Raw genomic sequence first — 13,901 nt, forward strand, 5'->3', positions numbered from 1 at the left:
ATCTCCGCAAAGCAGGGCCATCGCCAGGGCGGCGAGGGCGGTCAGGATGACGGCCGCCCACTGGCGGCCACGGTCGGACAGCAGGGGGCCGCGCCGCATCACAGGAACCTCGACTGACGGGCTGGCTGGTGGGGCGCGGTCGTCGGCCGTTCCGGACCTCCCGGTCCGACGCGCCCGGCGGGCATGCGGTCGGCGGCGATCGCCGTCATCGGGCGGACGACCTCGCGATTGCGGCCGGGCTCCCAGCCGCCGACGGCCAGGGACAGCAGGGCGTCGTTGAACTGGTCGGGGGTCAGGCCGGTGACGCGGGCCAAGGGCGCGCCCTGGCCGTCGGTGACATAGGCCCGGTTCGGCACGCCCGCGGGGTCGGGGTCGCACAGGACCGCCTCGGGCCGCCGGTCCAGACAGCGCAGGATCGTCTTGGCGACCTCGACCGGCAGGGGCCCCATGGGGCCGCCGAAGGATTCGGTGCGGGCCGTGCTGCACGACCCCGGCCGGTACTCGGTGATGACGCAGGGGTCGGCCAGCTGTTCGGCCAGTGGCCGGAAGGCGTCGGCCCCGGCGGGTTGATCGCCGAAGGCATCGACATCAACCGTCGCCGGTGGCGCGAGGGTGCGCACGGTCGAGACGTGGGTGGTCGCGGTGCTCATTCCGCGTCCTCGGTCGGGCGGATCCGGCCGGACCAGCGGTGGATGGCCTCGACCCGGCGCTCGGCATCGATCGAGCCGCACACCAAGGCATCGGCGAAAAGGTCTGCGCCGCGCATGGCGTCCAGCCGGATGAGCAGAGCCAGCAGGGACGCGTCCAGCGTCGTCAGGGTGAATGTGCGCATGGGCAGTGCGCTATCGCTCGCGGCGCGGCCGCTCGCTGCTTGAGCGCGGGCATCGCCGACCCGGATCCAGACGCGACCCTCGACGCCCGAAGCCCCGACGACGGCGGCGGAGCCCATGTCGAAGCCCAGCAGGGGGCCGGCCTTCAGGGCGTGGATGATCTCGGCGAACAGGTCGTCGGCGGGGTGAAGAATAGGACGGCGCACGGCGTGCGCCGGGTCGGCGGACAGGGGGATGGGGGTCTGGGACACGCGGGCGCTCCTGTGAAAAGGGCGCCCGCACCGATCGGCTCGCTCATCGCCCCGACCGGTGCGGGACGGCATAAGGGTATAAAACATACCTTATTACGTCAATAAGAAAGGTACAAATAATACCCGATTGGTCCGAAGGCCGGATGACTCTCGACACAACCGGGGTTGCCCCCGTAGCGTCTCGGCAATCAGGGAGGGTGCTAAGTGGACATTCAGGCGAAGTTGACGGAACTGGCAGCGCGGACGGCTCAGCACCGGGAAGTGCTACTCACGGAGGAGGCCGCCAAGACGGCGCTGGTGATGCCGTTCATCCAAGCCCTCGGGTACGACGTCTTCAATCCTGCCGAGGTGGTTCCAGAGTTTACGGCCGACGTTGGAACCAAGAAGGGTGAGAAGGTTGATTACGCCATCTGCGAGGGTGGCAAGGTCAAGATACTGATCGAATGCAAACCGAGTTCGGTCGCCCTTAACGTCAACCACGCCAGCCAGTTGTTCCGATATTTCGGCGTCACCGACGCTCGCCTGGCAGTGCTCACGAATGGCGTGGTCTATCAGTTCTATACCGACGTAGAAGCGGCCAACCGCATGGACGAGCGTCCGTTTTTCACCTTCAGCATGGACAGCATTCGTCCCGGCGACGCGCGCACCATCGAGAAGTTCACTAAAGGCGCTTTCGACATCGAGAACATCGTGCGCGAAGCCGGCCACTTGAAAACCCAGTCGCTCCTGCGGAAGGAGCTCGAGCGGGAGATGGCCGAGCCGTCAGACGATCTCGTCAAGCTCCTGGCACCCCGTGTGCACGAAGGGCGGATCACTGCGCAGGTTCGTGACAGCTTTGGGAAAATGATCGCCGCGACCTTCTCTGCGATCGTCCGCGACTCCGTAAACGATCGGCTTTCGTCTGCGCTCAACGCAACCTCGGCCGTGGCCAATGCCGATGATGGCGTTCCGCCCGAGGCCGATGGGCAGGACGCAGTGGTGACCACAGCCGAAGAGGTGTCGGGGTTTCACATCATCCAGGCTATCGCGTCCAAGGTCACATCGCCCAAGCGTGTAGTGATGCGGGATGCCAAGTCCTATTGCGCGATCCTGCTCGACGACAACAATCGAAAGACTCTGGCGCGCCTGCACTTCAACGGGCTGACGGCCAAGTATATCGGCACGTTCAAGGATAAGGCGGAAGAGCGCCACCTCATCAGCGACCTGACCGAAATCTACCAGTTCGCAACGTTGATCGAAGCGCGGATCGCCGAACTCGACGCGGGCGGAGGCTAGGCCAGTCCTCGGCGGATCAGGCGACGCGCCTGTCGGGGAGGCGTGATCTGAATGATTTCGGCCGCCCAGCGGATCCTCACGTCCCGCATCGGCGGGCCATTGATGCTCTCGAGGTCAAAGAGACCGTCCCGGCTGCCGCGCTGCAGGCGCTTGATGAGGATGTCTTCGTCGTCGCTGGGGTCTTCGCCCGTTGCAACCTGAACCACCACGATCTCGCCGATCATGTCCTCTGTGGGTGGTGTGCTTTGATCTTCGAAGTAGACCAGGGCACCATCGTCGGCAAAACCTCGCATGGAGTGACCATCCACCTCCACTGCGACTGAATCGGACGTAGCCCCGACTGGCTGCGGTACCGTGTCGTTAGCGGCCTGACCCGCGGTGCGGATAATGCGACCGTTTGGATCTGCGCCGACCCGCCCGATTATGGGAATCTGGCTGTCGGCCCTCATGGACCCGTGCGCGGAGTAGAGCCATTCCGCCCGGACCTTGAATGCCTTGCTGTAAATGACGGCTTGATCAAACGAGAAGGGGGCGTTGCCATTCTCGTTGCTTTTGTAGGTGTTGGCGTTCCAGCCGAACCGACGCACCGCTTCTGCCTGGGAAACAAATCCAGCGTCGATACGGGCCTTGCGGAGTCGGTCGTGTCGTTCGGACATGGCACAAAAGATACCGCCCGATTGGGTATAAGACCTGCCAGATGAGTTGACACGAATCGGGTATAATTCATACCGTTCGCCACCATGCGAACTCATGCCTCGATCATCAGCGACGCCGGCGGGCCATCCGCTCTTTCCAAAATCGTCTCGGCCTCGGCCGGGACGATCAAGCAATGGCGTCGAAACGACAGCATTCCAGCCCCTTATTGGAAGGCTCTGGCCGAGCAGGGGGTCGCCACGTTGAGCGATCTGGCGGTCGCCGCTGCTAGTCGGGTTGAGCGTCGTGAGCATGAGGCGGCCCCTTCTGGTGAGGCCCCATCCATGGCGCCGACCGAGCCCGCTGGCGCCGGTGCAAAATCCGGAGCCTTGCAATGACAATCGCGGCCGAAGTGCGGGCGCTGGATGTCCGCTTCCTTCCAAAGCCCGGTGCTCGCGGGGTAGGGGCAAAGCTCGATCTTGTCTCTGTGGACGTGAGGCTGACCTGCCGGAAGGGAGATGTTGGCCCCTTACAGCCGGGGGGCGTTCTCGATGCTGTCGAGCAGGTTGGTGAGCGCGTCGTAGGCGACCGGGAATGGTGCAGACGCTGCGGCACAGGCCTGAATAACGGACGCGAGCTCAAGGGATGTCTCGGTTGTCCGGCGCTGGGCCAACACCCGAATGATGAGCCACAGTGCGCCCGCTTCCTCTTCGAGCGTGCCCAAGCGGCGCTCGAGGTCCGCGATCCGCTGATTGTCCGACTGTGGCATGCGCTGTCCGTTTCCTGGGCCGAAACGAAAGCCCGAGTCGGCGAGGCGCTGCAATGAGCCGCGCCCTGACCGACGGGGAGATCAAGGCCCTGTTCCGCCAGCTGGTGAAGGCCTGCGGCGGGGTCGAGGCGTGCGGGGTCGAGCTTGCCTGCAAGCATCAGCGCGTCAGCCTGCTGCAGAACATCAACGCGCCGGACATGCCCAGCTTCCGCCAGATCCTGACGCTGGAGGCGGTGGCGGGTTCGCCGATCGTGACGGGCGCTGCCGCGCGCGCCATCGAGGGCGAGGAAGACGAGACCCTGTCGGCGGCCGTCGTCGACGCCGTCCAGGCCGCGGCCGAGGCCCTGGGGGCCGTCCACGCCATGGAGGCCGACGGCGAGCGGACCGAGGCGGAAATCCGGAACGTCCAGCACGTCACCCAGAAGGCGCTGCGCGAGATCCAGGAGGCGGCCGACGCGGCCGCCCGCCTTAAACCGGGCAAAACCGGTTCGCGGGGTGCAGGATGAACCGGGCCAAACGGGCGATCATCACGCCGGAGGATCTCGATTTTTGGCGCGGCCTGATCCGGCTGGCCGAGCGTGCGGCGCGCGGGCCCGCAGTGCAGCCCGCGCCCGGGCTGGCGCGGCAGGCCAAGCGCGCGGCCAAGGTGCCTGCGCCGGGTGCGGAAGCGGCGGGCAATCCTTTCTTCGTGCTGGGCCAGACAGCCCGCCGCTATGCTGAGGCGAACGCCGCCAGCCGGAGTGACATCCAGGGCGATCTGGCCTCCGCCGCGCGGCGTGCCGACACGGCGTTGACCGCGCACGAAGGGGCCAATGCCCCGGCCTTTCGCAAGGACATCGACGGATGAGGGGTCTGACCGATCAGCAGATGGGCGCCCTGACGTCCGGCATGAGCGACGCCAGCTGCGGCCTGATCCTGGGGCGTTCGGTCGGATGGGTCGTTCGAATGCGGCGCGACCTGGAAGGCGCGGCCCCCACGCCCCCGGTTCAGGCCGTCGAAGCGGCCGCGCCGAAGCCCGAAGCCCGAAGCCCGAAGCCCGGGAGTGTGTCCGGTGAGGGAGGCCGTCAAGCGGCAGAGGGTGGAGGCGCTGCGCGACGAGTTCGATCTTCTCAGCGGCGAGCCGCCGCCGCCCGGTCCGGCGCGGATCGCGCGCATGCTGTCGGAGGCCGAACTGTGAGCGGCGCCGTGAAACCCGGTCGCGGTGTCATGCCGTCAGACGCGATCGTCGCGGCTGCCGTGACGGCCGCCTGCCGGTTGCGCGGCGTCGATGCCAGCAAGGTCAACGACAGGGGTCTGGATGGCCGTCGTGCGCGTCAGCTGGCCGGTGCCGCCCTGCATGCGCGGTTCGGGACCGCGAACCTGGCCTTGGCCGAACGGTTGACCCTTCACGGCCCGGAACTGGCTCCGTCGATGCTCGCGAAAGCCGGGATCACAACCGACGACATGCTGAGCGTGGTCGAGGCGCTGGACGGTGTAGATGCCACTGTCGAAGTCCGGCCGATGTCGCCGCCCGCGCCTGTCCGGGCCATCACGGGGGGCCTCAACCCGGCCGCGCCCCCGCCCTTCGTTCCGCGGGAGCGCAAGGCTCCGAAGGCCAGCGCGCCCCGCCCTGTCGGACTGCCCGACAACCTGAGCTGCGCGCGGTCCAGGCCGCATCCGACGCCGGATCGGGCCGCCCGGCCCTTGCCAGCACCGCGGCCTCCGTCGGCGCAGCCGAAGCCGATGAAGCCTGCGCACGTCGTGCGCCTGAAGCCCGTGACGACGGACATCGCCCGTTGGGCCCGCTGGTTCCTGGCCTCGCCTATCTGGACGGCCGAGGAGGTCGCGGATCTGTTCGGCGTGCATCCCGACGGCCTGATCGATGCGGTGGCGGCATGAGCCGGGCGATCACAGGGGCCAAGCATCCGAGACATGGGGCGCCGTCGGCGCCCTCTTTGCCCTTTGGGATGGAGGGTCGGGCCGGAGCGCTGATCGCAGGCGATGATCCGCAGACGGCGCTGTATCGCGAGCTGAACTTCTTCCCCACACCGCCGTGGGCGGCGCGGGCCGGCGGCGAACTGGTCCGGATGCTGGACCCGTCCCCAGCCGAACCCCTGACGGTCTGGGAGCCCGCCTGCGGCGAGCTGCACATGGCGCTGCCGCTCGAGGCCTATTTCGATCACGTGTTCGCTTCGGACGTGCACGCCTATGGCCGGAACGTCGTGCGGGATTTTCTCGATCCGTCAGCCATTGGCGGCGCCCTGCCGTCCGTGAAGGGTGCAGGTGTCGACTGGGTGGTCACGAACCCTCCGTTCGCCAAGGCCGAAGCCTTCGTCCAGCGTGGTCTGCAGGTGGCGCGACGGGGCGTCGCCGTGCTTTGCCGTCTGGCGTTCACTGAGAGTGTTGGCCGATACCCGCTGATGCTGCGCAAGGCGGTCACCGCCCCGTTCGCCGAGCGGGTCCCGATGCAGCTGGGCAGCTGGGACCCCGACCTGTCCTCGGCGACCGCCTATGCCTGGTTCGTCTGGATGCATCCTGTCGCGCTGGCGGACAGCCCGTTCCGCCACGCGATCGAGGCCGCCTGGGCGATGGACGCGACCCTCGAGCGGCTCATCCCGCCGGGAACATGCGATCGGCTTTCGCGCCCCCACGATCGTGAGACGTTCGCCGGCGAGGCTCCGTCGGCCCAGCTTGAATTGGCGGGGCTGAGCTGATGGTCGCGTATTCGTTCAAGGCGCGGTTCGGACCTCTGATCCGGTCGGGCGTGAAGACGCAGACGGTGCGGGCCGACCGCAAGCGGCATGCGCGGGCCGGGGAGACGCTGCAGCTCTACACCGGCATGCGGACGCGGTCGTGCAAGCTGCTGGCCACGGCGACCTGCCTGAAGGTGTCGACGATCCGCTTCCGGTTCGGTGAGGATCCGTCGATCGATCTGCATGGTATCGGGGTGACGACCTGTCCCGGCGGCCTTGATCACTTTGCGCGATCCGACGGGTTCGCGGACTGGGGTGACCTGGCTGCGTTCTGGGCCAAGGAGCATCCCGGTCTCGATGCCTTTGAGGGCATCCTGATCCAGTGGACGGCCGACAGCCTGGTGATGGATTGATGGACGCCAGCCTGTTCGATCGCGCCAGCGCCGCCGTGTCCTGCGAAGACGTGGCGGAACGGGGCGGGCGCACGGTGCTGCGCAAGGGGCGCGGCGTGTGTCCGCTGAACGGCTGCGGCGCGAACTCGAAGGCTCAGCCCTTCGCGGTGCTGGACAGCGGCCGCCGCTGGAAGTGCTGGTCCTGCGATCCCAAGGGTGGCGACGTCGTCGATCTGGAGCATCGTCTGTATTCCAGCGGCTCTGATACTTTGGCCGATGCTGCCCGGCGTCTGGTCGGCGGGGTGGCCCAGGAAGAGAGCGCGGAAAGCCGCGAGCGTCGATCGAAGGCACGCGCACAGGCCGAAGAAGAGGCCATGGCCGATGCGGCCTGGAAGACGGAGCTGGCGCGGAGCCTGTGGCGGGAAGCCGGGGCGGCGCTGGGATCTCCGGCGCAGACCTATCTCGAGGCGCGGGCGATCCGCGGGCCAGTGGCGGCGCGGGCCCTGGCCCTGCTGAGGTTCCACCCCGCCGCCTATCACAGCGGCGACCCGACGCACGGCGTGCGCCTGCCTGCGATGATCGGTCTGATCATGACCGAGTTCGGTCCGACAGGCGGCGTGCACGTCACCTATCTGAGCCCAGACGGGAAGCGGAAGACGCACCGGGACCCCGCCAAGCGCATGTGGGGTCCGCAGGGCGTCCGCGTCGCGGTCGGCGACGACACCATGTCCGTGCCCGGCGGGATCTGGCTGACGCGCCCGGACGCGCCCGGTCCTCTGGTGGTCGCGGAGGGGATCGAAAACGCCCTGTCACGGGCGATGCTGCTGGCCGGTGATCTAAGTCTGCCTGTGCGAGCCGCGGCCGCAGGGTCGCTAGACCGGCTGGCCGGGTTCGAGGTGACCGATCCGAAGACGGGCGCGCGGGACGTCTGGTCGGTGACGCCTGACCCGCTGCGCCCGCCCTTCACCTGGCCGGAAGATCCGGCCCACCCGTTCGGCCTGGTCGAGGTCGCGACCGACGGGGACATGAGCCCGGTCAAGGTCAAGGGCTGGGCCGGAAAGAAAAAGACCAAGCTGACGACGTTCGAGCGGCATTCGGCCGAACGGGCGCGGGTGTGTGGTGCCCTGGGGGTCGCAGGCTGGCGTCGGCGGTTGGCCCCGGACAGCGGGACGGTCGTCAAGGCGACGCGGTCGCCGCTGGGGCTGGATTTCAATGATGTGCTGAAGGCGACGGCCTCGGGCGAGACGGGGGCGATGGCGTGAGCGAATCCTATGACATGCCGGATGCGGATCCGGACACCGAGCTGAAGGCCGGTTCGCTGTGGGTCGAGGTGGATCCGGCGACCTCGCCCGTGATCCCCCTGGGCTTCTATGGCGGCAAGGTCGTCTTCGCCCTGCCTGAGGGCGAGCTGCGCGAGGAGCCGGCGGCGAAGATCCCGGCGATGCTGAAGACCGACCTGTACGTCTCCAAGGCCGGGCGACAGTTCCTGATCCACTGGCGCGACAGCGAGGGTAGGTTTCAGCGGGACTTTGCGGCCCAGTGGTTCGTGAACGCCTGTCGCGAAGCCGGGCGATGGGACGACAACCGGCCGAAGCGTGGATACGGCGTCTGGCCCAGCGCAGAGGGGCCGATCGTCCACGCCGGCGACGCGGTCGGCCGGGCCCCGTTCCGAAAGGACGACTGGAAGCCGGTCGCGACGGCGCTGCGCGAAACCGGATCGGGACCCATCTGGCTTTTGCGGCCCCCGGTCCCCCGCCCGGGCAAGCCCGCGACGGTCGCGGACGGCGAGACCCTGAGGGGCCATCTGGACCGGTGGGCCTTCGCGCCCATGGGGTCTGGCGGGTTGTCGGAGGCCGACGTCCTGATGGGCTGGCAGGGGGTCGCGCTGCTGGGCGGGGTGCCGAGTTTCCGACCGCATATCTCGGTCAGCGGCGGGGCAGGGACGGGCAAGACGACCCTGTCGCGCCTGATGCAGGCAGCGGGGAGCGCCAATGCCGGCGAGTTGCTCGACACCTTCACCGAGGCGGGGATCAAGAACAGCCTGACCGGGGAGGCGAGGGGCCTCTACATGGACGAGGCCGAGCCCAGTCCGGACGGACAGGGGCCGGTCGAGCGGGTCATGGAAGTGCTACGCCGGATGTCGACCGGCGACGGGTCGTCGGGGCGCAAGGGCGACGTCGGCGGCAGGACCGTCGCGACCACGGCCGTGGGCTGCGCCTATCTGGCCAGCATCTTCCCGGTGGCCTTAGGCGACGCCATGGCCACCCGTATGGTCGAGGTCCGGTTGAGGCCGCTGGGCAAGGCGAAGGGCGGCGCGGACGGCGACTTAAGCGCCGCCATCGACTGGGCGCGGGAGGCGTCGCCCGCTTTGCTGGCGCGCGCCGTGCGCCTGGCTGATCGCTTCAAGGCCGATGCCGGGATGCTGAAGACGGCGTTGGGCGAGGGTGGCTCGCTGCCGCGCGCGGCCGACTTGATCGCGGCCCTGGCGGCCGGGCGAAGGCTTCTGCTTAGCGACGAGGCTCTGTCGCTCGAGGGGGCGCGAGACGAGGTGCGCCTGTGGTCAGCACTGATCCAGGGGCGGGAGGAGACGTCGTCGGCGCAGAACCCGGGGCAGGGCTGTATCTCGCGGATCTGGGCCATGAACTCTGGGCAGCATGTCAAAGATCGACACCTGACGATCGGGGAGATGATCGAAGAAGAGGCAACCTCTCCGGGGTATCACGACAAGGTCCTGAAGACGTTCGGGCTGATCGTCGAGAATGGGCATGCGAATGCCGAGCGGCCGGGGCCGTGGTTACTGATCTCGACCAATCATCCCGCCCTCGTGAAGGGGCTGGCGGGGACCCAGTACGCCAACTGGCGCGGGGTGCTCGAGCACCTGGCCGACTTGGGCGACGCCTATGCGCCACGACATCTGCCGACGGCCAAGCGGTTCGGGCTTCACCAGAGCCGCGCGATCGCCGTCCCCCTGACCCCCTGGTTAGGGAAGCCCGTCGCCGTGGGGGTGGACCCCAGGGCTGCGTCCCCCTTCGACGAACCCGATTGGGACGCCCGGTTCGGCCCTGCGTCCCGTCCTGCGTCCCATGAGGAAAGCCATGACTGACGGGGCTTTCAGGGTGATTCGGGACGATGGGACGGTTGGGACGCTTGATCCGCCGCCCTCCTGTGCAGGCGCGCACCCGTGGATGCACATGACGCCACAGGTGCATCCCATGCGTCCCACGCGTCCCACTCTCTCTTTTTCTCAAGTGAACCAAAGAAATAACCGGGACGCCAAACCGGGACAGGGCGGGACGGCGCGCTCTGGCCTGACTGGGCGGACCCTTGCCCTGAAAGGACCCCGCCTGTGACCGCCCTCATGGTCGAAGACACGAAGCCCGCCGCGCCCTGGTTCGTGGTGATCACTCACGTGAACCAGGAGAAGCTGGCCAAGTACCAGCTCGAGCGCCAGGGCCATGCGGTCTACATGCCGATGGTGCCGCCGTCGCCTCGCGCCCGCATGCGCAACGGGGTGCCGCCTTCGGTCCGGCCCATGATCCCGCGCTACCTGTTCGTCCAGGTCGACTTGGACCAGCCGGGCTGGCCTGCGATCTATTCGACGTTCGGCGTGAGCGAGGTCATCTCGTCGGGCACTGGTGAAGGGCGTCGGCCTCGGGCGATCCCGACCCGCTTCATCGAAGAGATCCGCGCGCGGGAGGTCAATGGCCTGGTGATCCTGCCGGAAGCGCGCAAGGCCGGGCCTGCGCCCGTGGCCTGCCGGTTCAAGAAGGGCGACAAGCTGCGCTGGCATGGCCCGACCGCCGACTACGAGGTGGTGTTCCAGCAGATGGTTGACGGGAATCGTGCGGAGGTCGTATTCACGCTCATGGGCGTTGATTCGCGCCAGGTGATTTCGCTGCCGTCAGACGACTGACGCGCAGTGCGGTAGCCATCCAGCCCCAGCCATTCTTGAGAAGCCCGCCAGCCTCGCGCTCGGCGGGTTTGTCTTTACCTATCAGTAGCTTGCGAAGCCACGGGTCCTTCCGGGGGGTCGCTTCCGTATACGGCAACTCTGGGCGTGTACGTTCAAAAATCAGCCTAATCCTGCGGCGTAGCACGGACCGCGCACGGTTAGACTTCATCGCACGGAACTGCATGCATGAGCGCACGGAACGCGCCCCGTCAGGGGTGGGTGACCGTCGTCGCAGCTGCGGCGGCGCTGACCGAGGCAGGAGATCGGATCGATGCGTCGAACGTGTCGCGATATCTGGCCCGCAACCCTGACATTGGGCAGGAGAAGGTCGGAAAGTTTCGCTACGTCGATCTGGTCGCACTGAAGGCGCACCGGAACACGTCGCTGTACGTCGCGGACAAGCGCCAAGCGCGCGACCTCGATGCGCCCGAGCACGTTCCGCTCGGTCGCGCCGTCGTCCAGATGGCGGATCTTGAGGAAGATGCCCCCGTGTCGGGTGGCTCGGCCATCGCGAACGCAAACCTCGAGCTCAAGCAGATCGAACTGCGCAAGCGGCTTCGCGAGGAAGCCCTCGAGACCGGCGCGCTGGTGCACGCCGAGGAGGTCCGGACGATCTGCACCGGCATGCTGGAAGCCTACGCCGCCGAGCTGGCGCGTCAGGAGGGCCAGCTGACCGCGAAACTGGGCCGGGAAATCGGCATGCAGATCCGCAAGGCCCATCGGGCGGCACGCATGGCCGCCGTCAACCGCATGATCGAGGCTGCAGGCCAGCAAATGGACCCCGGTCCGTCCGTCGACGAAGACGTCCAGGCCGCCTGACCATGTTCGCGTCGCCACTCTCGGCGGCCGCCTTGCTGGTGGTCGCCTCGGTCGCCCAAGACTTCGCGCCGCCGGCCGATGTCAGCATCTCGGAATGGGTCGAGCAGGGGCATGTGATGCTCTCGGCCAGGACCGGCTCCCCGCTGGCTCAGAATGGCCCCGTGCCGTTCGGCTTCGACGGCGTCGAATACTTGCGGGAGCCGCTGGACCGGCTTCACCCAGACGATCCCTGCACGCGCGTGGCGGTCAGGGGAGGGGCCCAGTCGGCCAAGTCCTCGATCGGGCAACTGTGGATCGCCTGGTCGATCGTGAACCGTCCGGCACCCTTCGCCATCGGCCTGCCGTCGGCGGCCGAGATTCCGAAATACGACGACGCCAAGCTTGCGCCGATCATTGAGGACAGCCCGGAGCTGCGCCGCCGCGTGAAGCCGGTCTCGACCAAATCGAGCGAAGGCTCGAGCATGCGAAAGAAACGGCTGATGACAGGGGCGACGATCGCCCTGTTCAACCTGGCCTCGCCCAAAGAGCTTCAGATGATCTCGGCGGGCAACCTGGTCCTCGAGGAAGTCGGGAACGCCCTGAAGGAAGTCGGCACCCGCGGCGCTCCGGTCAAACAAGCCCGCGAACGCCAGGCGGCTTATTCGGTCCTGGGCTCCAAAGAGGCCATGCTTTCCACCCCGGCCGAGCTGGGCGACTGCGAAATCACCAAGGCCGAGGAGGCAGGCGACCGCCGGCGCTTCTATGGCGAATGCCAGCAGTGTTTCGGCCACTTCAATCTGACGCCCGAGGGTTTCAAGACCGGCGACCGGGCAGGGACCCCGCACCACTTCGTCTGTCCGCCAGAGGGCGGCGGCTGCGGCGGCGTCCTGGAAGAGGCGGACATGCCCGCCTTCCGCAAGGCCGGGTTCTGGCTGCCGACGTTCCCGTCGGACGATCCGGATAACCCCGCGCCCGCAGCGTTCGTCACGCGAGAGGCGCTGGACCGCTGGCTGCTGCCGTCGGACGATGGTCGTTACCGGGTGTCGTCGCGGGACTGCGAGGGCCGCGAGCCCAGCTACTACATCTGGCAGGCCATGTGCGGCCTCATCAGCTGGTCGAAGATCGCGGGCACGATCGCCGATGCGAAGACGCCGGCCGACCTGAAGGCGCTAGAGCAGCAGGTCTACGGTCGTGCCTGGGATCCGTCAGTCGAGGCCATGGCCTGGGAGGATCTGCACCGGATCCGCGAGGATTACGACCTCGGGACCGTCCCAACTCGCGCGGGGGTCCTGACCGGCTTCTGCGACGTCCAGGGCGGCTACCTCGAATGGGGCGTGATCGGCTGGGGCCCCGGCGCGGAATGGTGGGTGGTCGATCGCGGCATCGTCGAAGGCGACACCTCCGGTGATCTGGTCTGGCAGGCCTTGGACGTCATCACCCGCAAAACCTATCCGCATCAGGATGGCGGCGAGCTGGACGTTGAGTGGGGCGTCGATACCGGGTTCAGGACCCAAAAAGTCTATGCCTTCTGCCGCGGGCGGCCGAACGTCAAGGCGATGGACGGCCAGCCAGGCTGGAAGAAGCCGGCGCTCGGCAAGCCCAAGCCGCAACGCGTGATCGAGAACGGGCGGGTCAAGGGCAGGGTCAAACTTTATCCGACCGGCACCTGGGAGCTGAAGGCCGCTTTGGCCTGGTCGCTCAAGATTTCGGTCGAGGCCGGTTACGCCACGCCGCTGTCGGGTCGGGGTCATTGGTCCCAGAACGAGACCGAAGCCTGGGCCATGCAGATCACGGCCGAGGGTCTGGCCGAGGAGAAGGACAAGCGCACGGGCGAAACGAAGCGCTGGTGGAAAAAGCTGCGCGAACGCAACGAGTGGGTCGACATCTGGGTCGGATGCCGAGCCCTTGCCTTCAACCTCGGCGTGGGCGTTCCGAGGAAAGATGGAACTGGCGAGGCCTGCGACTGGGAGGCCCTCTCCACGAACCGCGCCCCGCAGAGCAACCAGGCAGACATCTTCGCGGCAAGTCCCCGACCGGCGCACGCCGTGCGCCCTGAAGAAGCCGAGCCGCCCGCTGATCTGGGCTGGCATTCCATGCGGAAGGTTTTGTGATGGCGCTGACTCCAGAAGAGACGGCTGAGCTCGTGCTCCTCAAGAGCGTCCGTCTGGACCTGATCTCGGGACAAAAAGTTTCGAAAGTGACCTCGGGCGGGCGCTCGGTAGAGTTCAACCAGGCCAGTCTGTCACGCGTCGAGGAGACGATCGCCAGCCTCGAGCGGCGCAGCCGCCGCCGCCGCGGCGGAGCCATCGGCTTCACGTTCTAGGAGACC

17 protein-coding genes are annotated in these 13,901 nt (G+C 67.5%); 13 read left to right on the top strand and 4 right to left on the bottom strand.

Going from position 1 to position 13,901, the window contains the following annotated elements:
* Nucleotides 1–98: 98 nt before the first annotated feature.
* Nucleotides 99–650: a hypothetical protein gene (locus tag BRESU_RS06735; RefSeq protein ID WP_013268777.1), complete on the bottom strand. Its 552-nt coding sequence runs from the start codon at nucleotides 648–650 to the stop codon at nucleotides 99–101.
* Complete coding sequence (locus tag BRESU_RS06740) at nucleotides 647–1,081, bottom strand: hypothetical protein (RefSeq protein WP_013268778.1); 435 nt, start codon at nucleotides 1,079–1,081, stop codon at nucleotides 647–649. Before BRESU_RS06740 ends, BRESU_RS06735 begins: the two co-directional genes overlap by 4 nt.
* 204 nt (nucleotides 1,082–1,285) lie before the next feature.
* Between BRESU_RS06740 and BRESU_RS06745 the strand changes: the two genes are divergently transcribed.
* Nucleotides 1,286–2,356: a type I restriction endonuclease gene (locus BRESU_RS06745; protein ID WP_013268779.1), complete on the top strand. Its 1,071-nt coding sequence runs from the start codon at nucleotides 1,286–1,288 to the stop codon at nucleotides 2,354–2,356.
* On the opposite strand, the gene BRESU_RS06750 is transcribed toward BRESU_RS06745, so the two are convergent.
* The gene (locus tag BRESU_RS06750; RefSeq protein WP_245528612.1) at nucleotides 2,353–3,303 is read right to left on the bottom strand and encodes a LexA family transcriptional regulator; all 951 of its coding nucleotides are present in this window, start codon (nucleotides 3,301–3,303) and stop codon (nucleotides 2,353–2,355) included. The two genes, BRESU_RS06745 and BRESU_RS06750, sit on opposite strands and share 4 nt — an antisense overlap.
* A gap of 215 nt (nucleotides 3,304–3,518) precedes the next feature.
* Entirely contained in the window at nucleotides 3,519–3,758 is a 240-nt protein-coding gene (locus BRESU_RS06755; RefSeq protein WP_013268781.1) for a hypothetical protein, read from the bottom strand.
* A gap of 53 nt (nucleotides 3,759–3,811) precedes the next feature.
* Between BRESU_RS06755 and BRESU_RS06760 the strand changes: the two genes are divergently transcribed.
* The 12 genes from BRESU_RS06760 (at nucleotide 3,812) to gpW (ending at nucleotide 13,895) form a co-directional block, all read left to right on the top strand.
* Entirely contained in the window at nucleotides 3,812–4,264 is a 453-nt protein-coding gene (locus BRESU_RS06760) for a hypothetical protein (RefSeq protein ID WP_013268782.1), read from the top strand.
* Nucleotides 4,261–4,605, top strand: coding sequence for a hypothetical protein (locus BRESU_RS06765; RefSeq protein WP_013268783.1), 345 nt, complete (start codon nucleotides 4,261–4,263; stop codon nucleotides 4,603–4,605). The genes BRESU_RS06760 and BRESU_RS06765 overlap by 4 nt, the downstream gene beginning before the upstream one ends.
* 204 nt (nucleotides 4,606–4,809) lie before the next feature.
* The gene (locus tag BRESU_RS17740; RefSeq protein ID WP_013268784.1) at nucleotides 4,810–4,935 is read left to right on the top strand and encodes a hypothetical protein; all 126 of its coding nucleotides are present in this window, start codon (nucleotides 4,810–4,812) and stop codon (nucleotides 4,933–4,935) included.
* A gap of 29 nt (nucleotides 4,936–4,964) precedes the next feature.
* The gene (locus BRESU_RS06770; protein WP_041761395.1) at nucleotides 4,965–5,636 is read left to right on the top strand and encodes a hypothetical protein; all 672 of its coding nucleotides are present in this window, start codon (nucleotides 4,965–4,967) and stop codon (nucleotides 5,634–5,636) included.
* A 56-nt stretch (nucleotides 5,637–5,692) separates the two neighbouring features.
* A complete protein-coding gene (locus BRESU_RS06775) occupies nucleotides 5,693–6,451 on the top strand; it encodes a hypothetical protein (RefSeq protein ID WP_245528613.1) in 759 nt (252 codons plus the stop codon).
* A complete protein-coding gene (locus BRESU_RS06780) occupies nucleotides 6,451–6,843 on the top strand; it encodes an ASCH domain-containing protein (RefSeq protein WP_013268787.1) in 393 nt (130 codons plus the stop codon). Before BRESU_RS06775 ends, BRESU_RS06780 begins: the two co-directional genes overlap by 1 nt.
* Nucleotides 6,843–8,084: a DUF7146 domain-containing protein gene (locus BRESU_RS06785; protein WP_013268788.1), complete on the top strand. Its 1,242-nt coding sequence runs from the start codon at nucleotides 6,843–6,845 to the stop codon at nucleotides 8,082–8,084. The genes BRESU_RS06780 and BRESU_RS06785 overlap by 1 nt, the downstream gene beginning before the upstream one ends.
* A complete protein-coding gene (locus BRESU_RS06790; protein WP_013268789.1) occupies nucleotides 8,081–9,925 on the top strand; it encodes a hypothetical protein in 1,845 nt (614 codons plus the stop codon). The genes BRESU_RS06785 and BRESU_RS06790 overlap by 4 nt, the downstream gene beginning before the upstream one ends.
* Nucleotides 9,926–10,168: 243 nt before the next feature.
* Complete coding sequence (locus BRESU_RS06795; protein ID WP_013268790.1) at nucleotides 10,169–10,735, top strand: transcription termination/antitermination NusG family protein; 567 nt, start codon at nucleotides 10,169–10,171, stop codon at nucleotides 10,733–10,735.
* A gap of 225 nt (nucleotides 10,736–10,960) precedes the next feature.
* Entirely contained in the window at nucleotides 10,961–11,593 is a 633-nt protein-coding gene (locus BRESU_RS06800) for a hypothetical protein (protein ID WP_013268791.1), read from the top strand.
* Nucleotides 11,594–11,595: 2 nt separating this feature from the next.
* Nucleotides 11,596–13,683, top strand: coding sequence for a phage terminase large subunit family protein (locus BRESU_RS06805; RefSeq protein WP_013268792.1), 2,088 nt, complete (start codon nucleotides 11,596–11,598; stop codon nucleotides 13,681–13,683).
* Nucleotides 13,683–13,895, top strand: coding sequence for a gpW family head-tail joining protein (gene gpW / locus BRESU_RS06810; protein ID WP_013268793.1), 213 nt, complete (start codon nucleotides 13,683–13,685; stop codon nucleotides 13,893–13,895). The genes BRESU_RS06805 and gpW overlap by 1 nt, the downstream gene beginning before the upstream one ends.
* Nucleotides 13,896–13,901 lie beyond the last annotated feature (6 nt).

Origin of the sequence: Brevundimonas subvibrioides ATCC 15264, from assembly GCF_000144605.1 — a bacterium.
GTDB classification, from domain to species: domain Bacteria; phylum Pseudomonadota; class Alphaproteobacteria; order Caulobacterales; family Caulobacteraceae; genus Brevundimonas; species Brevundimonas subvibrioides.